This is a genomic window from Crenobacter sp. CS_VA4 (assembly GCF_055597485.1).
On record NZ_JBVMAE010000001.1, the window covers coordinates 276,380 to 295,398 of the forward strand.

The 19,019-nt window shown below is 67.3% G+C and carries 15 protein-coding genes; 6 read left to right on the top strand and 9 right to left on the bottom strand.

Annotated features, from left to right (window positions below; all coding sequences use genetic code 11):
• Window positions 1–754: 754 nt before the first annotated feature.
• From ACZ2IA_RS01360 to metH, 3 genes are all read right to left on the bottom strand, one after another.
• Entirely contained in the window at window positions 755–1,090 is a 336-nt protein-coding gene (locus ACZ2IA_RS01360) for a DOPA 4,5-dioxygenase family protein (RefSeq protein ID WP_470290755.1), read from the bottom strand.
• A 76-nt stretch (window positions 1,091–1,166) separates the two neighbouring features.
• Window positions 1,167–1,400: an HP1242/YdcH family protein gene (locus ACZ2IA_RS01365; protein WP_470290756.1), complete on the bottom strand. Its 234-nt coding sequence runs from the start codon at window positions 1,398–1,400 to the stop codon at window positions 1,167–1,169.
• A 188-nt stretch (window positions 1,401–1,588) separates the two neighbouring features.
• Entirely contained in the window at window positions 1,589–5,308 is a 3,720-nt protein-coding gene (metH, locus tag ACZ2IA_RS01370; protein ID WP_470290757.1) for a methionine synthase, read from the bottom strand.
• A 115-nt stretch (window positions 5,309–5,423) separates the two neighbouring features.
• Between metH and ACZ2IA_RS01375 the strand changes: the two genes are divergently transcribed.
• Window positions 5,424–6,203, top strand: coding sequence for a substrate-binding periplasmic protein (locus ACZ2IA_RS01375; RefSeq protein WP_470290758.1), 780 nt, complete (start codon window positions 5,424–5,426; stop codon window positions 6,201–6,203).
• A gap of 88 nt (window positions 6,204–6,291) precedes the next feature.
• On the top strand, window positions 6,292–6,864 hold the full coding sequence (locus tag ACZ2IA_RS01380; RefSeq protein WP_470290759.1) for a YqiA/YcfP family alpha/beta fold hydrolase: 573 nt from the start codon (window positions 6,292–6,294) through the stop codon (window positions 6,862–6,864).
• Between the two features lie 24 nt (window positions 6,865–6,888).
• Here ACZ2IA_RS01380 and ACZ2IA_RS01385 read toward each other — a convergent pair whose 3' ends face one another.
• On the bottom strand, window positions 6,889–7,323 hold the full coding sequence (locus tag ACZ2IA_RS01385) for a hypothetical protein (protein WP_470290760.1): 435 nt from the start codon (window positions 7,321–7,323) through the stop codon (window positions 6,889–6,891).
• Window positions 7,324–7,387: 64 nt separating this feature from the next.
• On the bottom strand, window positions 7,388–7,585 hold the full coding sequence (locus ACZ2IA_RS01390) for a hypothetical protein (RefSeq protein WP_470290761.1): 198 nt from the start codon (window positions 7,583–7,585) through the stop codon (window positions 7,388–7,390).
• 673 nt (window positions 7,586–8,258) lie between these two features.
• On the opposite strand from ACZ2IA_RS01390, the gene ACZ2IA_RS01395 reads away from it, so the two are divergent.
• Both ACZ2IA_RS01395 and ACZ2IA_RS01400 read left to right on the top strand, forming a co-directional pair.
• The gene (locus ACZ2IA_RS01395) at window positions 8,259–8,984 is read left to right on the top strand and encodes a response regulator (protein ID WP_470290762.1); all 726 of its coding nucleotides are present in this window, start codon (window positions 8,259–8,261) and stop codon (window positions 8,982–8,984) included.
• Entirely contained in the window at window positions 8,981–10,300 is a 1,320-nt protein-coding gene (locus ACZ2IA_RS01400) for an ATP-binding protein (protein ID WP_470290763.1), read from the top strand. The genes ACZ2IA_RS01395 and ACZ2IA_RS01400 overlap by 4 nt, the downstream gene beginning before the upstream one ends.
• Before the next feature lie 144 nt (window positions 10,301–10,444).
• Here the strand turns inward: ACZ2IA_RS01400 and ACZ2IA_RS01405 are convergent, their stop codons facing one another.
• The gene (locus ACZ2IA_RS01405; protein ID WP_470290764.1) at window positions 10,445–11,347 is read right to left on the bottom strand and encodes a DMT family transporter; all 903 of its coding nucleotides are present in this window, start codon (window positions 11,345–11,347) and stop codon (window positions 10,445–10,447) included.
• Window positions 11,344–12,231: a methylated-DNA--[protein]-cysteine S-methyltransferase gene (locus ACZ2IA_RS01410; protein ID WP_470290765.1), complete on the bottom strand. Its 888-nt coding sequence runs from the start codon at window positions 12,229–12,231 to the stop codon at window positions 11,344–11,346. The genes ACZ2IA_RS01405 and ACZ2IA_RS01410 overlap by 4 nt, the downstream gene beginning before the upstream one ends.
• A gap of 179 nt (window positions 12,232–12,410) precedes the next feature.
• Between ACZ2IA_RS01410 and ACZ2IA_RS01415 the strand changes: the two genes are divergently transcribed.
• Window positions 12,411–14,036, top strand: a complete 1,626-nt coding sequence (locus ACZ2IA_RS01415) for a methyl-accepting chemotaxis protein (RefSeq protein ID WP_470290766.1) — start codon at window positions 12,411–12,413, stop codon at window positions 14,034–14,036.
• Between the two features lie 1,060 nt (window positions 14,037–15,096).
• On the opposite strand, the gene prfA is transcribed toward ACZ2IA_RS01415, so the two are convergent.
• Both prfA and hemA read right to left on the bottom strand, forming a co-directional pair.
• A complete protein-coding gene (gene prfA / locus ACZ2IA_RS01420; RefSeq protein ID WP_470290767.1) occupies window positions 15,097–16,173 on the bottom strand; it encodes a peptide chain release factor 1 in 1,077 nt (358 codons plus the stop codon).
• A complete protein-coding gene (gene hemA, locus ACZ2IA_RS01425; protein WP_470290768.1) occupies window positions 16,173–17,429 on the bottom strand; it encodes a glutamyl-tRNA reductase in 1,257 nt (418 codons plus the stop codon). Before hemA ends, prfA begins: the two co-directional genes overlap by 1 nt.
• A 187-nt stretch (window positions 17,430–17,616) precedes the next feature.
• Between hemA and pdxH the strand changes: the two genes are divergently transcribed.
• Window positions 17,617–18,258 (top strand): pyridoxamine 5'-phosphate oxidase, encoded by a 642-nt coding sequence (gene pdxH, locus ACZ2IA_RS01430; RefSeq protein WP_470290769.1) that lies wholly within the window; start codon window positions 17,617–17,619, stop codon window positions 18,256–18,258.
• Window positions 18,259–19,019: the final 761 nt, after the last annotated feature.

Here is a 19,019-nt window from a genome sequence, read left to right on the forward strand (position 1 = left end):
GGCCAACCTTGCGTTTATCCACAGTAGAACGCCAGCTGACAACTTTATCCACAAACACCAACAGCGCTAGAAATGCGCTGATTTTCCAGACCAATCCACGACCGCTACTGACAACCACCCATCCCCCTTCGACGCCGCCGAGGACGGCACGGCCAACGGGAGGTGTCGGCGAGCACTGTCCGAGTGCCGACGTAGTCGGCGCGAGTTGCGCAGCCGCCCGTTGGTCATGACGCCCGCAGGGCAGCCCGCGATAGCGGGCCGGCGTCGTGGGGTCGCCTTCTTTTGGTTCCTTTTCTTGGCGAAACAAGAAAAGGAACTCGCCGGTCGGGCGAGACCGACAAAGCCGCAGCCCACATCAACGTTGGCCGAAAGGCACGATGGGTTGCGGCAAATACGCCTTCACCCATCCTACGAGCTGACTCCCGAACCAATTCACGACAGCCCCCTATGGCCCCCCATCCCCCCTTCGACGCCGCCGAGGACGGCACGGCCAACGGGGGTAGTCGGCGAGCACTGTCCGAGTGCCGACGCAGTCGGCGCGAGTTGCGCAGCCGCCCGTTGGCCGGGGCGCCCGCAGGGCAGCCCGCGCAGCGGGCCGGCGTCGCGGGGTCGCCTTTTCTTTGGGTTCTTTCTTTTGGCGAAACAAAAGAAAGAACCTCGCCGGTCGGGCGAGACCGACAAAGCCGCAGCCCACACCAACGCTGGCCGAAAGAAGAGGGAACGGCCACCCCCTTCACGAATGCCACCTACGGTCTCACCCTCGACTCAGCGTCTCCAACTTCAACGGCAACACCTCCCCCAACCATCGCGCCCGCTCGGTGTGCCCGAGCAACTCATCGTCGATCACCGGGTGCAGCAACACCGGCAAGCCAGCCCGCTCGCGTTCGAGCAGCACCACCACCGCCTCCAGCTCCACGGCCGGGAAGTCCAGCTCGAACATCGGCCGCGTGTGCGGGCCGACTTCGCGCGGGATCAGCTTCCCGATCCAGCAGGATGCCGGCAGCACCGCGGAGAGCCGCTCGCGCAGCGCCGCGGCCTGCGGCGCCTGCTCCGGCAGGAAATAGATGTGGGCGTGGTAGGACGCGGCCATGAGCGCTGCCTCGGCAAGGGGGAAACGCGCATTGTGCCCGAAGCCGGGCCGGGCTGCCGACTAGGTGAGGCGGCGGCTACGCCCCATCCGCTCGGCGGTGCTCGGCGTCCTTCAGCAACTGGTAGAGCCTGTCCTTCAGCAGCAGTTTCTCCTTCTTCAGCACCTCGATCTCGATCGGGCTACCCAGCTCGATGCGCTCCTCCATGTTCCTGATCCGCTGGTCGAGCGCGCTATGCTGCTCGAACAGCTGGCCGAAATGGCTGTCTTCGGTTCTCAGGCGGGAAATCAGCTCGTGGTATTCGGGAAACATCGGCTTCTCCTCGAGTGAGGCGGCGCACCCGCTGTGCGTCGCACCCTTCCATGTTAGGCGGACAAGGACCCCTCAGCTTGATCCAGCGCAGCAAATATCTGCTCGCCCAAGACCTGGCCGCGGTCGGGCGCGCAGCAAAAAGCCACCCCGCAGGGTGGCTTTGGCGATTTCGGCCAACCTTGGCCCGATCAGGCGATCACCGGCGCGAGGTCGCGCTCGGCCTGCTCGATGCTGACGCCGCGGCGACGAGCGTAGTCTTCCACCTGCTCCTGGGTGATCTTGCCGGTGCCGAAGTAGCGGCTGTCCGGGTGCGCCAGGTAGAAGCCGGACACCGCCGCGGTCGGCAGCATCGCGTAGCCCTCGGTCAGCGTCATGCCGATCGCCGGCGCGTCGAGGATCGCGAACAGGCCGGTCTTGGCGGTGTGGTCCGGGCAGGCCGGGTAGCCGGGGGCCGGGCGGATGCCACGGTACTGCTCGTCGATCAGCTCCTCGTTGGACAGCGTCTCGTCGGCGGCGTAGCCCCAGAACTCCTTGCGCACCCGCTCGTGCATCCGCTCGGCGAACGCTTCGGCCAGGCGGTCGGCCAAGGCTTTCAGCAGAATCGCCGAGTAGTCGTCGTTGGCGTCCTCGAAGCGCTTCACGTGCGGGTCGATGCCGATGCCGGCGGTGACGGCGAACGCGCCGACGTAGTCGGTCTTGCCGGTTTCACGTGGAACCACGAAGTCGGCCAGGCACCAGTTGGGTTTGGCCGGCTCGCCGCCGGCGGCGACCTTCGGAATCTGCTGACGCAGGTTGTGCCAGACCATCGCCACTTGATCGGTATCGGGGTCGCGCAGCTCGATGTCGTCGCAGGCTACGCTATTAGCCGGGAAGAAGCCGATCACGGCGGCGGCTGACAGCCACTTCTCGTCGACGATCTGCTTGAGCATCACCTGCGCGTCGGCCCACAGCGCGCGCGCCGATTCGCCGACGATCTCGTCGTCGAGGATGCGCGGGAAGCGGCCGGCCAGCTCCCAGCTCTGGAAGAACGGCGTCCAGTCGATGAAGGGCACCAGGTCGTCGAGCGGGTAGTCGTCGAAGCGGCGCACGCCGAGGAAACTCGGCTTCACCGGCTCGAACGCCGCCCAATCGGGTGCGAAGCGGTTGGCGCGCGCCTTCTCGAGCGCCACCAGTTTCGACGCGGTGTCGCGGCCTTCGTGGATCGCGCGGGCACGGGCGTAGTCGTCGGCGACGCTGGTGACGAAGTCGTCGCGCAGCGTGTCGGACAAGAGGTTGGAGCAGACGCCGACGGCACGCGAAGCGTCCGGCACGTAGATCACCGGGCCCTGGTAGTTCGGCGCGATCTTCACCGCGGTGTGCACCCGGCTGGTGGTCGCGCCGCCGATCAAGAGCGGAATGGTGAAACCCTGGCGCTGCATCTCTTTCGCGACGTGCGCCATCTCTTCCAGGCTCGGGGTGATCAGGCCGGACAGGCCGATGATGTCGGCCTTGTGCTCGATCGCGGCGTCGAGGATCTTCTGGCACGGCACCATCACGCCGAGGTCGATCACCTTGTAGTTGTTGCAGCGCAGCACCACGCCGACGATGTTCTTGCCGATGTCGTGCACGTCGCCCTTCACCGTGGCCATGATGATCACGCCCTTGGCCGGCGCATCGGCCAACCCTAAGCGGATCTTCTCTTCCTCGATGAACGGCTCGAGGTGCGCGACCGCGGCCTTCATCACCCGCGCCGATTTCACCACCTGCGGCAGGAACATCTTGCCGGCGCCAAACAGGTCGCCGACCACGTTCATGCCGTCCATCAACGGGCCTTCGATCACGTGGATCGGCCGCGCCGACTTCAGGCGCACCTCTTCGGTGTCCTCGACGATGTAGGTGGTGATGCCCTTGACCAGCGCGTGCTCCAGCCGCTTCTCGACCGGCTGGTTGCGCCAGGCGAGATCCTCGGTCTTGGCTTCCTTGGCGTCGCCGCGGAAGGTTTCGGCCAAGGCGATCAGCGATTCGGTCACGTCGCCGCCGTCGCGCGGGACACGCATCAGCACCACGTCCTCGATCCGTTCGCGCAACACCGGATCGACCTCGTCGTACACCTCGAGGGCGCCGGCGTTGACGATGCCCATCGTCATGCCGCGCTGGATCGCGTGGTAGAGGAACACCGCGTGGATCGCCTCGCGCACCTTGTTGTTGCCGCGGAACGAGAACGACACGTTGGAGACGCCGCCGGAAATCTTGGCGTGCGGCAGGTTCTGCTTGATCCAGCCGGTCGCCTCGATGAAGTCGAGGCCGTAGCGGGCGTGCTCCTCGATGCCGGTGGCGACCGCGAAGATGTTCGGGTCGAAGATGATGTCTTCGGGCGGGAAGCCGACCTCGTCGACCAGGATGCGGTAGCTCTTCTCGCAGATCTCGATCTTGCGCGCGTAGGTGTCGGCCTGGCCGACCTCGTCGAACGCCATCACGATCACCGCCGCGCCGTAACGGCGCAACAGCCGCGCCTGCTCGACGAACTTGTCGCGGCCTTCCTTCATCGAGATCGAGTTGACGATGCCCTTGCCCTGGATGCACTTCAGGCCGGCCTCGATCACTTCCCATTTGGACGAGTCGATCATGATCGGCACGCGGGCGATGTCCGGCTCGGCGGCGATCAGGTTGAGGAAGCGCACCATCGCGGCGTGGGCGTCGAGCATGCCCTCGTCCATATTGATGTCGATCACCTGCGCGCCGTTCTCGACCTGCTGGCGGGCGACGTCGAGCGCGGTCGCGTAGTCGCCGTTCAGGATCAGCTTGGCGAACGCCTTCGAGCCGGTGACGTTGGTGCGCTCGCCGACGTTGACGAACAGGTCGTGGTCGCCGATGTTGAACGGCTCGAGACCGGACAGCCGGCACTTCGCCTCGATCTCGGGCCGCTTGCGCGGCGGCACGTCCTTGACCGCCTGGTAGATCGCGGCGATGTGCTCCGGCGTGGTGCCGCAGCAGCCGCCGACGATGTTGATCAGCCCCGATTCTGCCCATTCCTTCACCGATACCGCCATATCGTCCGGCGACAGGTCGTAGCCGCCGAACGCGTTCGGCAGGCCGGCGTTAGCGTGCACCGACACATAGCTCGCCGAGATGCGCGCCATCTCTTCGACGTAAGGGCGCAGCAGATCCGGGCCGAGTGCGCAGTTGAGGCCGTAGGAGATTGCCTCGGCGTGCGACAGACTGTTGTAGAACGCCTCGGTGGTCTGGCCGGTCAGGGTGCGGCCGGACTGGTCGGTGATGGTGCCCGACACCATGATCGGCAGCCGGGTCGCCTCCGGGTGCTCGTCGAAATACTTGTGGATCGCGAACACCGCCGCCTTGGCGTTGAGCGTGTCGAAGATGGTCTCGACCAGCAACAGGTCGGCGCCGCCCTTCACCAGGCCGTCGATCGCCTCGCTGTAGCTTTCGACCAGCGCGTCGAAGGTCACGTTGCGGTAGCCCGGGTCGTTGACGTCCGGGCTGATCGAACAGGTGCGGTTGGTCGGGCCGAGCACCCCGGCGCAGTAGCGCGGCTTGTCGGGATTCTTCGCGGTCTCGGCCGCGCACAGATCCTTCACCAGACGGGCGGCCGCGTGGTTGATCTCCCACACCAGGCTTTCCATCTCGTAATCGGCCATCGCGATCGAGGTGGCGTTGAAGGTGTTGGTCTCGATGATGTCGGCGCCGGCGTCGAGATAGGCCTGGTGGATCGCGCCGATCACGTCGGGGCGGGTGAGCACCAACAGGTCGTTATTGCCCTTGACGTCGCTATGCCAATCGGCAAAACGTTCGCCGCGGTAGTCAACCTCTTCGAGCTTGTGGCGTTGGATCATAGTACCCATGCCACCGTCGAGAATCAGGATGCGACGGTCGAGCAGGGCGGACAGCGGGTGAACAATGGCGTTCGTCATGGCAATATGGGCGAGTAACGGCTAGATATGTACGGCAAAGGCCGCGTGTTGCGGGCATCTTACCATGTCGACATCGCGCCACCCGGCACCGTTAATAACAACAAGGCACAAACATATGCGGTTGATTCATAAGGCACTGCCAGTATTGATGGGCGGCGTATGGGCCTGCTCTCACGCGCACGCGGCCGAACTGCCGGCGCTGACCATCGGGGTCGCCGAGTCGGACGGCCCGGCGATCGTCAAACTGACCGGCAGCGACGCCCAGCCGACCGTGGTCGGCGGCCTGTCGAAGGAGATCGGTGACTCGCTCGCCCACGCGCTCGGCACCCGGCCGCGCTATCAGGTGCTGTCGCGCAACCGGGTCGACAGCAGCATCGAGCAGAGCCGCGTCGACGTGGTCTGCAACGCCAATCCGGCCTGGTACCGCCACCCGGACCAGCTCGGCTGGACCAACGAAATCTACCCGCAGATCGAACGGCTGGTGAGCAAGACTGGCATGCCGAATATCCAGCGCGTCGACCAGCTGGCCGGGCACAAGATCGGCACCATCCTCGGCTACTCGTACGCCAGCGTCGAACCGCTGTGGCACAGCCACCAGGCGAGCAAGGTCAGCGACACCCGTGCCGACCTGCAGATGAAGTCGCTGCTGGTCGGGGTGACCGACGTGGTGATCAATTCGGAGCTGGAGCTGGCCGCCTGGGCGCAGAGCCACCCGAAGGAGGCGCGCCAGGTGAAGATGCACCCGATGACGCTGACCGTGCTGCCGACGATGTGCGCGGTGGCGCCCAAATCGGCGTGGTCGGTGGCGCAGCTCAACCAGGCGATCGCCGAACTCAACCGCACCGGCGAGATCAAGACCATCTTCCGCCGCTACCAGTGGCAGGGTAACCGCTGATTCCCGCCGGGCGGGGTTGGCCGAACACTAGAGCCGGCGATGAGTCTGCTCTACACTGCGGCCAACCCGACCCGCTCCGGAGCCCGCGATGCCCGCCGTCGTCTACCTGCACGGTTTCAACTCCAGCCCGCAATCGGCCAAGGCGCGCGAAACCGCCGCCTGGCTCGCCGCTAACGCCCCCACTATCAGCTTCCATTGCCCGGCGCTGCCGTTCGCACCGGCCGCTGCGCTGACGCTCGCCGGCGAGCTGCTCGCCACGCTGCCGGCCGACACGCTGTTGATCGGCAGCTCGCTCGGCGGCTACTACGCGACCCATCTCGCCGAACGCTGCGAGCGCCGCGCGGTGCTGATCAACCCGGCGGTGCGACCGTTCGCCCTGCTCACCGACCACCTCGGCCCGCAGCACAACCCCTACACCGGCGAACACTACACGCTGACCCCAACGCACCTGGCGGAGCTCGAGGCCGCCTACGTCGCCCACCCGACGCCCGAGCGCTACTGGCTGGTGCTCGGCAGCGCCGACGAGACGCTCGACTGGCGCGAGGCGGCGCAGCACTTCGCCGGCTGCCGCCAGACCGTGTTCAACGGTGACGACCACCGGCTGCAGCGCTGGCCGGAGTGCCTGGCGGCGCTGCCGGAATGGCTATACGAGAGTCGCTAAACCGGGTTGAGAAAGCGTGGCCACTCAGTAGCCGTAGCGGCTCTTCACGCAGCGGCGCCGCTCGGCGCCGAAGATCTCGGCGCAGGCGGTGTCGGCGTCGGCCTGACGGTGGCAGCGCACCGGATCGGCGGCGCGTGAACAATCGGGAGGGGCGAGCTGGCCGCGGATGCACTGCCGGCGTTCGGCGCCGCTGAGGCGGTCGCAGTCCTTCTGCGCCGCCACCAGGCTGTCGCAGCGGCGGCTGTCGCGGTTGCGACGGCAATTGAGCGGGGGGGTGTATTCCTGCAGGCAACCGTTCTGCTGGTTGGGCGCCAGGTCGGCGCAGGACAGCGCGCCCTGGCGGGCGATCTCGCAGCGTTGCGGGGCGGTGGCGTTGCGGCAATCGGGGGCGGCCGCGTCGGCGGCGCCGCCCAGCAGCAGCCAGCCGAACAGCACGGGGATTCCTGCAGTCCAGCGCATCACGCGACTCCCTTGGCTATCGGTAAAGGCTGCTTCGCCCGGCGAGCGGGCGTGCTAGACGGGCTCAGTCGCGTTCGTTGTTATCGCGCCAGCGGTCGCGCCAATGATGGCTGGGCGCGCCCCGCCGCGACGGGTCGCGGCCTTCGTCAAACGCGGGTCGGTCCTGCTGATCGCGCTGGCGCTGCCAGCGTTCCTGGTCCTGGCGGCGCGACTGGCGCGCGTCATCCGGGCTGATATCGCCGTTGCGGATCGCTTCTTGCAAGCGCAGGTTTCTCAGGCGGTAGCGATCCTGTCCTTGGTCCTGTTGCCCCTGCTCACCCCGGCCGCCGGCCCATGGCGGCGGGCCGGCGAAGGCCGGTGCGCTGGTCAGAACAAGTAGCAGTAACCCACCACAAAGCATGCTACGTATCATAGTTCGATTCTATACCGATGTCGGGATGTCGAGTTCCTCAGGCGTGGAGTCGGGTTGGTGATAAAGCCGGCGGCGCGTCGCCTGAATCAAAAGAAACGCGCGCCGGACCTGGAGGCTTGGCCGTCGCCTCGTGCAGTGCGCCGGACTTCGCCGCCACCCTCCGCCGGGTCAGCTTCAATCGCCGTATCGTCATTTATTCCCCCGGATGAGAACAGTCTAGCCGCCAGGTGTTGCCCGGACATGTGCTCGGTGCGGCGGAGTGTTAACAAGTGTAAACGTCGGCCGAATGTTAACAAGTATGTCGCCGGGCCACGCCGTTAACGATTGTTGACCGGGCAGGGCTGACCGGCGTTCGCGAACGCGCTACCCTAAAAGCCTGTAATGAACCTGATCACGGCCGGGTTGCTAGAGCCCGAAGGGCCAGAGCAGATTTATCACAGGCGCCAAGCAGTCATCCACCGTTATCGGGCGGCGCGGGCCGGAATCATGACACCGGCACGCCCCGCTCCACACAGGCTTACCCATGGAAAACGCCAAGATCCTCGTTGTCGACGACGACGCCAAACTGCGCGACCTGCTCAGCCGCTACCTGACGCAGCAGGGCTTCAGCGTCGACACGCTGCCCGACTCGCGCGATCTCGATCGCAAGCTGTCGCGCAACCGTCCCGACCTGTTGGTGCTCGACGTGATGATGCCGGGCGAGGACGGGCTGGCGGTGGTGCGCCGACTGCGCGCGCAGGGCGAGAACCTGCCGGTGATCATGCTGACCGCACGCGGCGAGGACATCGACCGCATCCTCGGCCTGGAAATGGGCGCCGACGACTACCTCCCCAAGCCGTTCAACCCGCGCGAACTGACCGCCCGGGTGCAGGCGGTGCTGCGCCGCCACCGCGCCACCCCGGCGCTGACCGCCAGCCACACCGCCGACGACGTGATCGAATTCGGCCAGTTCGTGCTGCACCTGGGCCGGCGCGAGCTGTGCCGCGACGAGCAGCCGGTGGCGCTGACCAGCGCCGAGTACGCGGTGCTGGCGGTGCTGGCCGCGCACCCGCGCCGGCCGCTGACCCGCGAGCAGCTGATGGAGATGGCGCTCGGCAAGGGCGGCGGTGACTCGCTCGACCGCAGCATCGACGTGCACGTGTCGCGGCTCAGGAAGGCGCTCGACAGCGGCGACAACGGCGCGCGCCACATCCAGACGGTGTGGGGCTACGGCTACGTGTTCGTGCCGGACGGGCAGCCGCGCGAATGAGGGGGTTGACCCGGCTGCGCCGCGCCACCGACACGCTGTTCTTCCGACTGATCCTGCTGGTGGTGCTGGCGGTGATCAGCAGCCAGATGTTCACGCTGTGGCTGGCGGCGCGCGAGCGCAACCAGCTGCTCGGCCAGCAACTGTACACCGAGGTGGTCAACACGCTGGCCGACCTGGAGGGCATGCTCGACGTGCTGCCGCGCGCCGAACGCCCGCGCTTTCTCGAGTCGTACAACCGTCCCGGCCTGCCGCAGCTGTTGTCGACCGACGCCGCCAACGGCGTCGAGTTCGCCACCGAGCTGCCGTCGCTCGGCGAAGCGCTGGCCGAGCGGCTGTCGACCAGCCTCGGCGAGCCGGTGACGGTGCGCTGGCGCCGTCTCGGCGACCGGCGCGAGCTGTGGGTGGCCACCCACGTGGTCGGCCAGCGGTACTGGCTGGTGCTGCCGCTGGGCCGCTTCACCGGCGGACCGACCCACGCGATCTGGTTGGCGGCGACGCTGTCGTCGCTGCTGGCGATGGTGGTGGCGTTCCTGATCGCCTGGCGGGTGACCCGGCCGCTGACGCGGCTGGCCGGCGCGGCGCGCGCCTTGAGCGAGGGCCAGACCCCGGCGCCGGTGCCGCCGACCGGCCCGCACGAGATGGTCAGCTTCACCCAGCACTTCAACAGCATGGTCGGCGCGCTCGACACCGCCGCGCGCGAGCGCCGGCTGATGCTGGCCGGCCTGTCGCACGACCTGCGCACGCCGCTGACCCGGCTGAAGCTCGGCGTCGAGCTGCAGCCGGACAACCCCGACCGCGACGGCATGCTCGACGACATCGACGAGCTGTCGCGGATCGTCCGCCAGTTCATCGACTTCGCGCGCAGCGAGGAAGTGCTGCGCCGCGAACCGGTGGCGTTGGCCGAACTGGCCGACAGCGTGGTGGCACGCTTCATCCGCGAGGGGCTGGACGTGCGGCTGGAGTGCGACGCCGAGCCGGAACTGGAAGTCGATGCGCTGGCGCTGGAGCGGCTGCTGTCCAACCTGATCGAGAACGCCCGCCGCTACGGCGCGGCGCCGATCATGGTGACGGTAGATGGCGACGCCACCAGCGTCAGCCTGACCGTCACCGACCACGGCGCGGGCATTCCGCCGGAGCAGCGCGAGGCGGCGCTGGCGCCGTTCGAGCGCTTGGCCGAACACCGCGGCACCGACGGCGGCAGCGGCCTGGGCCTGGCGATCGTCTCGCGCATCGTCAAGCAGCACGAGGGGACGCTGCGCTTCGTCGACCCGGAGGGCGGCGGCTTCGCGGTACAGGTGCAGCTGCCACGCAGCTGACGCCCCCGACCTTGTCGTTTACTTAAACACCGCCGCTTTCCCCAATGGAAAGCGGCGTTTTGTCTTATCAAAGCCACCACCACAACGTTGGCCGAACGAACGGCATTAGCTGACCCGGGGACGCTGGCGTAGCCAGGAACCGGCTCAGCGCGGGCTCTTCGCCAGCCGGCCGAAGAACCGCAGCGGCAGGCCGCCCTGCGTCCAGGCGACCCCGGCGAGGATCAGCAAGGCGCCTGCCAGCATCGAAGGCCGCAGCGTCTCGCCGAGCAGCAGCACGCCCCACAGCACCCCGAACAGCGGCACCAGATAGGTCACCGTCACCGCGCGGGTGGCACCGAGCCGCGCCAGCAGCCGGTAGTAGAGCAGGTAGGCGAGCGCGGTGCTGCCGAGCGCCAGCCCCGCGACCGCGCACCAGCCGGCCGGCGGGATCGGCGTGGCGGGCCAGTGGCTCGCCGCCAGCGGCAGCGTCAACAGGCTCGCCACCACCAGGCTGCCGCAGGCCGACACCCGCGGCGGCACCGTGCCGAGGTAGCGGCGCGCCAGGTGCGCGGCGACGCCGTAACTGGCGGTGGCGCCGAGCATCGCCAGCACCGGCAGCAGGCCGGCGCCGCCGCCGGCGAAGCCGCCCTTGCCGGCGACCAGCACGACCACCCCGGCCAGCCCCAGCAGCAGCCCGACCAGCCGGCGCCGGGTCAGCGGCTCGCGCGCCAAGGGCCAGGCGAGCAGCGCGGTCATCAGCGGCGTGGTGGCGTTCAGCACCGAGCCGACCCCGGCCGGCAGGCTCAAGAGCGCCCAGGCGATCAGCAGGAACGGCAGCGTCAGGTTGAGCACGCCCATCAGCGCCAGCGGCCCGGCGTGGCTCCGGAAGTAGCGCCATTCGCCCGAGATCACGATCAGCGGCAACAGCGCCAGCGCCGCCAGCCCGACGCGCAGCGCGATCAGCGCGGCCGGGCCGAACAGCGGCGCGGCGACGCGCATGAACAGGAACGACGCGCCCCACAGCGCGGCGAGCAGCAACAGTGCCAACAGGTCCTGACGATTCATCATGCCTCCTCGGCGATGGACAGTTCGACGGCGCGGTCGGTCTCGGCCGCCTCCCAGCCGATCAGCGCGGCCTTGCGCTCGACGCCCCAGCGGTAGTCGCCGAGTGCGCCCTCGGCGCGGATCACCCGGTGGCAGGGGATCAGCCAGGCGAGCGGGTTGGCGCCGATCGCGTTGCCGACCGCGCGGCTCGCCGCCGGCTGGCCGATCGCGGCGGCGATCTGCCGGTAGCTGGCCAGCTCGCCGTACGGAATGGTCAGCAGCGCCCGCCACACCTGCAGTTGGAAGTTGCTGCCCTTCACCAATAGCGGCAGCGGCTGGCCGGAGTCGGCGGCGAGCGGCTCGAACAGCCGCGCCGCGACCGCCGCGGTGGCGGTGGGCTCGGCGACCAAGTGCGCGTTCGGCCAACGTTGCGCGACGCGCAACACCGGCGGCGCGTCGGCGTCGACGAATTCGACCAGGCAGACGCCGCGCGGGCTGACCGCGATCACCACCGGGCCGAAGCGGGTGGCGTGCACGCCCCACTGCAACGTCAGCCCGGCGCCGCCGGCGCGGTACTCGCCCGGCGTCATCGCCTCGAGCGTGACGAACAGGTCGTGCAGCCGCCCGCCGCCGGACAGGCCGAGCGCGTAGGCGTGCGGCAGCAGCGCGCCACCGTCGGCGAGCCGCGCCTTGGCCGCCGACAGCGTCAGGTGCTGGACGAAACGCTTCGGGCTGACCCCGGCGAGCCGGGTGAACAACCGCTGCAGATGGCTCTCGGACAGGTGCAAGGCACCGGCCAGTTCGGCAAGCATGGGCTGCTCGTCGGCGTGCCGGGTCAGCCAGGCTATCGCACTCGCGATGCGCTGATAATCTCTCGCTTGCAAGTCATCTTCATTGTCTGACAACATGACGTTCTCCTACCGGAATCCCTTGAGTCGAGTGTAAGTGGCCGACCCGCCCGTTTCGACCCGATTCTTGCTGAACTACCCGATCCAGCCCGGCCTGGCGCTGCAGCGACAGGCTCCAGCTATCGACGAGCAGGTCGATAACAATACGTCGCCCCCAATTCCACCGGATGCATGCCCTGATGAAAATGACATTACGAACCCGCCTGTTTGCGGCGGTGGCGATCACCATGGTCGGCATGGTGCTGGTCGCCGGCACGCTGATCTATTCGCAACACGACGCGCTCGTCGACGCACGCAAGGGACAGTTGGTCGATCTGGTCGACACCGTCAACGCCCAGTTCGCCCAGCTCGAAGCGCGCGTACAACGCGGCGAGTTGACCCGCGCCCAGGCGCAGGCGATGGCGGTCGCGATGGTCAACCATACCCGCTACGGCCAAGACGGCGACTATTTCGTGTTCGACCGCGACATGATCGAACGCGCCACCGCCACCGTTCCGCAATTCATCGGCAAGTCGCTGCGCGGTGCGAAGAGCGCCGACGGCGTCGACCTGGGCGCCGCCTGGGAAGCCATGCTCAAGCGCGACGGCGGCAAGGGCTACATCGAGTACGCGTTCCCGAAAACCGCCGGCGGCGAACCGCAACCGAAGATCGGCTACGCCGCCGAATTCGCGCCATGGGGCTGGTACACCGCCACCGGCGTCTACATCGACGACCTGAACGAACAATTCTGGCACAGCGTGCTGCGCGTTGGCCTGATCACCGGCACGGTGATGCTGGTACTGGTCACGATGATGACGCTGATCTCGCGCCGCATCCTCGCGCAGCTCGGCGGCGAGCCGAGCTACGCGGTCGAGGCGGTGCGTGAGATCAGCGCCGGCAACCTCAACCACCACCTCGAGGTCAAGGGCGATAACGACAGCCTGCTCGGCAGCATCTCATCTATGCAGCGCGACTTGGCGGCGATGATCCGCGGCATCCGCGAGCATGCGCAGGCACTCAACCAGACCAGCGGCCGGATTCGCGATTCGGCCGACCAGGTATCGACCGGCTCCGGCCAGCAGGCCGAGGCCGCCTCGGCGATGGCGGCGGCGATCGAACAGCTGACCGTCAGCATCAACCACGTGTCGGACAACGCCGGCGAGGCGCTGCAGCTGACCCAGGCGAGCGGCCACGAGTCGCGCGCCGCCAGCGACGTGATCGGCCGCGCCACCGACGAGATCCGCACCATCGCCGGCGCGGTCAACGACACCGCCGGCACGCTGAAGACGCTCGGCGACCAGGTCGGCAACATCTCGGCCATCATCGGCGTGATCAAGGACATCGCCGACCAGACCAATCTGTTGGCGCTGAACGCCGCGATCGAGGCGGCGCGCGCCGGCGAACAGGGTCGCGGCTTCGCGGTGGTGGCCGACGAGGTGCGCAAGCTGGCCGAGAAGACCGCCAGCTCGACCCAGGAAATCGCCGCGATGATCAACAACATCCAGGGCAGCGCCGACCAGTCGATCCGGGCGATGCAGACCGCGGTGTCGCGTGTCGAGGAAGGAGTGCGACTGGCGCAGGCGTCCGGCGAGGCGATGCACGGCATCCAGCACAACGCCGAGCGGGTGGTGTCGGTGAATCACGAGATCTCCGGTTCGCTGAAGGAGCAGAGCATCGCCAGCAACGAGATCGCCGGCCAGGTGGAGCGGATCGCCAGCATGTCGGGCGACAACGCCGACGCGGCGCGGGTCGCCAACGACGCGACCCGCCAGATGGCCGAGCTGGCGCAGCAGATGGAGCAGGCGGTCAGCCGCTTCCAGGTCTGAGTTCCTGCCCGTTTCGCCAAAACGCCGCCCGATGGGCGGCGTTTTTCATGGCGGTTTCACGTGAAACCGTGCAGGGGCATCAGCCATCTCATGGGGCCGAGGGAACTCGGGTTTGGGCGGCACCTTTGTCGGTCTCGCCCGGATTGGCGACCTATTTTTAGCCACGAAACCCGTAGGATGGGGGGAGGCGCTGGCGCGGTAAGCATCGTGCTTTTCGGCCAACGTTAGTGAGGGCCGTGGCTTTGTCGGTCTCGCCCGACCGGCGAGTTCCTTTTAGCTACGCAGCAACTTCATTGTCTTGCTTCGCCAAGAAAAGGAACCAAAAGAAGGCGACCCCACGACGCTGGCCCGCTTCGCGGGCTACCCTGCGGGCGCCACGGCCAACGGGCGGCTGCGCAACTCGCGCCGACTGCGTCGGCACTCGGACAGTGCTCGCCGACATCCCCCGTTGACCGTGTCGTCCTCGGCGGCGTCGAAGGGGAGATGGGTGGTCGTAGGTAGCGGTTGCGAGTTGGTTTGGAAAATCAGCAAATGGCTTGAGCTACTGGTGACTGTGGGTAAAGCCGTCTTCTGATCGCTTGTTGTGGATAAACACAAGGTTGGCAGAAAGTGCCTGATGCGTGCCCCTGCCCGATAAGGTCTGCTTCGGCCAACCTTAAGACAAATGAGCAGGCAAGACGGCTTGCTTGTTTAATCTTCCGAATCCAAATCCGCTGCAATCATCCTGCCCGTCCCCTTTGCGCTGCCGAGCGATCGTCAAGCGGCCAAGTTTTAAGCCGCCGCTTGTTCGAGCGGGCGGACGTTAGCCGCCCGCGAGTTCGGCGGCGCCTGGCCGCTTGGCAGGCGGGAGGGAAGCCGAAGGCCAGCGCATCGGGGTCGCCTTTTCTTTGGATCCTTTCTTTTGGCGAGATAAAAGAAAGGACCTCGCCTGTCGGGCGAGACCGACAAGGCCACAACCCCCGCCAACGTTGGCCGAAGCCACTGAAGTTTGAAACGTCTCATCCACCAAAACAAAAAGGTTGGCCGAATGGCCAACCTTTGCGGGAAAACAGCGCGACGCTTACTCGCCCATCGCCGCCAACAACTCGGCCTGATGCTCGGCCGACAGCGCATCGGTCATTTCGAACAGGTCGCCGTCCATCACCGCGTCGAGCTTGTACAGCGTCAGGTTGATGCGGTGGTCGGTGATCCGCCCCTGCGGGTAGTTGTAGGTACGGATCCGCTCGGAACGGTCGCCGGAGCCGACCAGGCTCTTGCGCTCGGCCGCCTCCTTCTGCTGCGCCTCGCGGCGCTGGATGTCGTTGATCCGCGCCGCCAGCACCGCCAGCGCGCGCGCCTTGTTCTTGTGCTGCGAGCGGTCGTCCTGGCACTCGGCGACGATGCCGGTCGGCAGGTGAGTGACGCGCACCGCCGAGTCGGTCTTGTTGATGTGCTGACCGCCGGCGCCGGAGGCGCGGTAGGTGTCGATGCGCAGGTCGGCCGGGTTCAGCACCACCTCGACCAGTTCGTCCGCCTCGGCCAGCACCGCCACGGTGCACGCCGAGGTGTGGATGCGGCCCTGCGTCTCGGTGGCCGGCACGCGCTGCACGCGGTGGCCGCCCGACTCGAACTTCAGCTTGGAATAGGCGCCGAAGCCCTCGATCCGCGCGATCACCTCCTTGTAGCCGCCCAGGTCCGACTCGGATGCCGACACAATCTCGACCTGCCAGCGGTTGCGCTCGGCGAAGCGGGTGTACATGCGCAGCAGATCACCGGCGAACAGCGCCGCCTCGTCGCCGCCGGTGCCGGCGCGCACTTCGAGGAAGATGTTCTTCTCGTCGTTCGGGTCTTTCGGCAACAGCAGCTTCTGCAGCTCGACCTCGAGCGCGTCGAGCCGCACCTTGCCGTCGGCGATCTCGGCCTGCGCGAATTCCTTCATCTCCGGGTCGGCCAGCATCTCTTCGGCGGTGGCGATGTCGGCCTCGGCCTGGCGGAACGCCGCGAACGCCTCGACCACCGGGGTCAGCTCGGCGTGCTCGCGGGTAAGCTTGCGGAACGCGTCCATGTCGCGGGTGGCGGTCTCGCTGGCCAGGAGGTGGGTGACCTCCTCGAGCCGCTCGGTCAACGTCGTCAGTTTGGCGGCGATCGACGCTTTCATCAAAAATCACTCCGGTTCAATCGGTAAAGCCGCGCGATGGTGTCGATCAGCGCGTCCTGCTCGTCGCCGCGGGCCTGCGCCAGCGCCTGCGTCGGCGGGTGCAAAAACTTGTTGGTCAGTTGCTTGGACAGCGTCTCGAGCACCTTGTCGGCCGGCTCACCGCGGGCGAGCTGTTTGAGCGCCGCGTCGAGCGCGTTGCGGCGCACCCGTTCGCCCTCGTCGCGCAGCGCGCGGATCGTCGGCACGCTGTCGCGCTGCTTGAGCCAGCCGAGGAACTCGTCGACCCGCTCGCGGATGATCGCCTCGGCCTGCTCGGCGGCCACCTGGCGCGCCTCGCGGCCGACCTCGACGATGCCGGCGATGTCGTCGACGCTGTACAGGAACACGTCGTCGAGCTCGCCGACCTCCACCTCGATGTCGCGCGGCACCGCCAGATCGAGCATGAACATCGGCCGGTGACGGCGCGCCTTGATCGCGCGCTCGACCAGGCCCTTGCCGACGATAGGCAGGGAGCTCGCGGTCGACGACACCACCACATCGTAGCGCGCCAGCGCGTCGGGCAGCTCGGACAGCAGCATCGCGGTGCCGTTCAGCTGGCTCGCCAGCTTCTCGCCACGCTCGAGCGTGCGGTTGGCGACGGTGATACAGGACGGGTTGCGCGCGGCGAAGTGGGTGGCGACCAGCTCGATCATCTCGCCGGCGCCGATGAACAGTACCTTCAGCTCCGAGATGGTCGGGAAGATCTGTTCGGCCAGCTTCACCGCGGCGGCGGCCATCGACACCGAGCTCGCGCCGATCGCGGTCTTGCTGCGCACTTCCTTGGCGACCGCGAAGGTGCGCTGGAACAGGCCGTTCAGCAGCGTGCCGAGCGTGCCCTCGTGTTCGGCGACGCGCACCGCGTCCTTGATCTGGCCGAGGATCTGCGTCTCGCCGAGCACCATCGAGTCGAGGCCCGACGCGACGCGGAACGCGTGGCGCGCCGCCGCCTGCGCGTCGAGCTGGTACAGGTACGGGGCCAGTTCCGCCGCGTCGATGCGATGGAACGCCGCCAGCCACGCCAGCGCCGCTTGCGCATCGTTGGCCGCGCAGTACACCTCGGTGCGGTTACAGGTCGACACGATCGCCGCCTCGCGCGCCGCGTGCGAGCCGACCAGGCTCGTCAGCGCCGACGGCAGCATCTCCGCCGGAAAAGCGAGCTTTTCGCGGATGGCGAGCGGGGCGGTGTGGTGATTCAGACCGAAGGCGACCAGAGGCATCGGGACGAGGCAACAGCGTTGACAAAGGTGCTGATTTTACATCAAGAGGGCTCCCCCGTGGCGGCCAACACCGCCCGGCGTCGGTCGACGCGCGCTTGAGCCGGCTCAGCGGTGGCCCCATCACCGCTCGCCGTTTTGCCGCGACGGTTCTAAGATACCGCCATCTTGCTATTGGAGAGTTGTCCCCATGCCGCTGAATCTGGCCGATATCCGTCAGGAGTATTCGCAACACGAGCTGTCGCCGGACGACTGCCTGCCCGACCCGGTCGCTCAGTTCGAACTCTGGCTGCACGAGGCGGTGCTGGCCGAGGTCAACGAGCCGACCGCGATGCACGTGGCCACCGTCGGCGCGGACGGCCGACCGAGCGCGCGGATCGTGCTGCTCAAGGGCGTCGAGGACGGCCGACTGGTGTTCTACACCAATTACCAGAGCCGCAAGGGCCAGGCGCTGACCGCGCACCCGTTCGCCGCGCTGACCTTCTTCTGGCCGGAGCTGGAGCGCCAGGTACGGATCGAGGGCCGGGTCGAGAAGGTGGCGCCGGAGGTGTCGGACGCCTACTTCGCCAGCCGGCCATATACCAGCCGCCTCGGCGCCTGGGCGTCGGAGCAGAGCCAGGAGATCCCGGGCAAGGGCACGCTGGTGAAGCGCGCGGCGATGTTCGGGGTGAAGTACCCGCTGGCGGTGCCGCGGCCGGAGCACTGGGGCGGCTTCGCGCTGCAACCGGACCGGGTGGAGTTCTGGCAGGGCCGGCCGAGCCGGCTGCACGACCGGGTGGAATATACGCTGCAGGCGGATGGCAGTTGGCGGCGGGCGCGGTTGGCGCCGTAGGTGAGCGTCGAGCGCGCGCCGCTGTCGCTAAAGGTTGGCCGAACGGGAGTCGATTTCCGTTCGGCCAACTTTTTTGGTGAATCTCAAACTTGAGAGGCTGCTTGCTCGTGGTTGGGAAACTCACCGGCTTTCAGCCAACGTTCGTGCTGGCGGCGGCCTTGTCGGTCTCGCCCGACAGGCGAGTTCCTTTTCTTGCTTCGCCAAGAAAAGGAACCAAAAGAAGGCGACCCCTGCTGCGCTGGCCTTCGGCTTCCCTCGCGCCTGCCAAGCGGCCAGGCGCCGCCGAACTCGCGGGCGGCTAACGTCCGCCCGCTCGAACAAGCGGCGGCTTAAAACCTGGCCGCTTGACGATCGCTCGGCAGCGCAAAGGGGATGGGCAGGATGATTGTGGCGGGTTCGAGTTCGGAGGGTTAAAAACCGGCAAGCGGTGGACTAGTTCGCCAAGGTTGGCCGAAGAGGATCTGACCCCCACAACAACCAGCAGGGTCTTTCACCCAACCTTTGCACTTACCCACAGCAAGATGCCAACAGGCGGTTTTATCCACAGCGTCCAATCGCTCTCGCAAACGCTGATTTTCCAGACCCATTCACGAATACCACCTACGATCACCCAATCCCCTTCGACGCCGCCGAGGACGTCACGGCCAACGGGGGTAGTCGGCGAGCACTGTCCGAGTGCCGGCGCAGCCGGCGCGAGTTGCGCAGCCGCCCGTTGGCCGGGGCGCCCGCAGGGCAGCCCGCGATAGCGGGCCGGCGTCGTG

Coding starts and splice junctions, on each gene's coding strand:
- ACZ2IA_RS01360 (WP_470290755.1), bottom strand. CDS start 1,090: ATGGCCGCGTCCTACCACGCCCACATCTATTTCCTGCCGGAGCAGGCG.
- ACZ2IA_RS01365 (WP_470290756.1), bottom strand. CDS start 1,400: ATGTTTCCCGAATACCACGAGCTGATTTCCCGCCTGAGAACCGAAGAC.
- metH (WP_470290757.1), bottom strand. CDS start 5,308: ATGACGAACGCCATTGTTCACCCGCTGTCCGCCCTGCTCGACCGTCGC.
- ACZ2IA_RS01375 (WP_470290758.1), top strand. CDS start 5,424: ATGCGGTTGATTCATAAGGCACTGCCAGTATTGATGGGCGGCGTATGG.
- ACZ2IA_RS01380 (WP_470290759.1), top strand. CDS start 6,292: ATGCCCGCCGTCGTCTACCTGCACGGTTTCAACTCCAGCCCGCAATCG.
- ACZ2IA_RS01385 (WP_470290760.1), bottom strand. CDS start 7,323: ATGCGCTGGACTGCAGGAATCCCCGTGCTGTTCGGCTGGCTGCTGCTG.
- ACZ2IA_RS01395 (WP_470290762.1), top strand. CDS start 8,259: ATGGAAAACGCCAAGATCCTCGTTGTCGACGACGACGCCAAACTGCGC.
- ACZ2IA_RS01400 (WP_470290763.1), top strand. CDS start 8,981: ATGAGGGGGTTGACCCGGCTGCGCCGCGCCACCGACACGCTGTTCTTC.
- ACZ2IA_RS01405 (WP_470290764.1), bottom strand. CDS start 11,347: ATGATGAATCGTCAGGACCTGTTGGCACTGTTGCTGCTCGCCGCGCTG.
- ACZ2IA_RS01410 (WP_470290765.1), bottom strand. CDS start 12,231: ATGTTGTCAGACAATGAAGATGACTTGCAAGCGAGAGATTATCAGCGC.
- ACZ2IA_RS01415 (WP_470290766.1), top strand. CDS start 12,411: ATGAAAATGACATTACGAACCCGCCTGTTTGCGGCGGTGGCGATCACC.
- prfA (WP_470290767.1), bottom strand. CDS start 16,173: ATGAAAGCGTCGATCGCCGCCAAACTGACGACGTTGACCGAGCGGCTC.
- hemA (WP_470290768.1), bottom strand. CDS start 17,429: ATGCCTCTGGTCGCCTTCGGTCTGAATCACCACACCGCCCCGCTCGCC.
- pdxH (WP_470290769.1), top strand. CDS start 17,617: ATGCCGCTGAATCTGGCCGATATCCGTCAGGAGTATTCGCAACACGAG.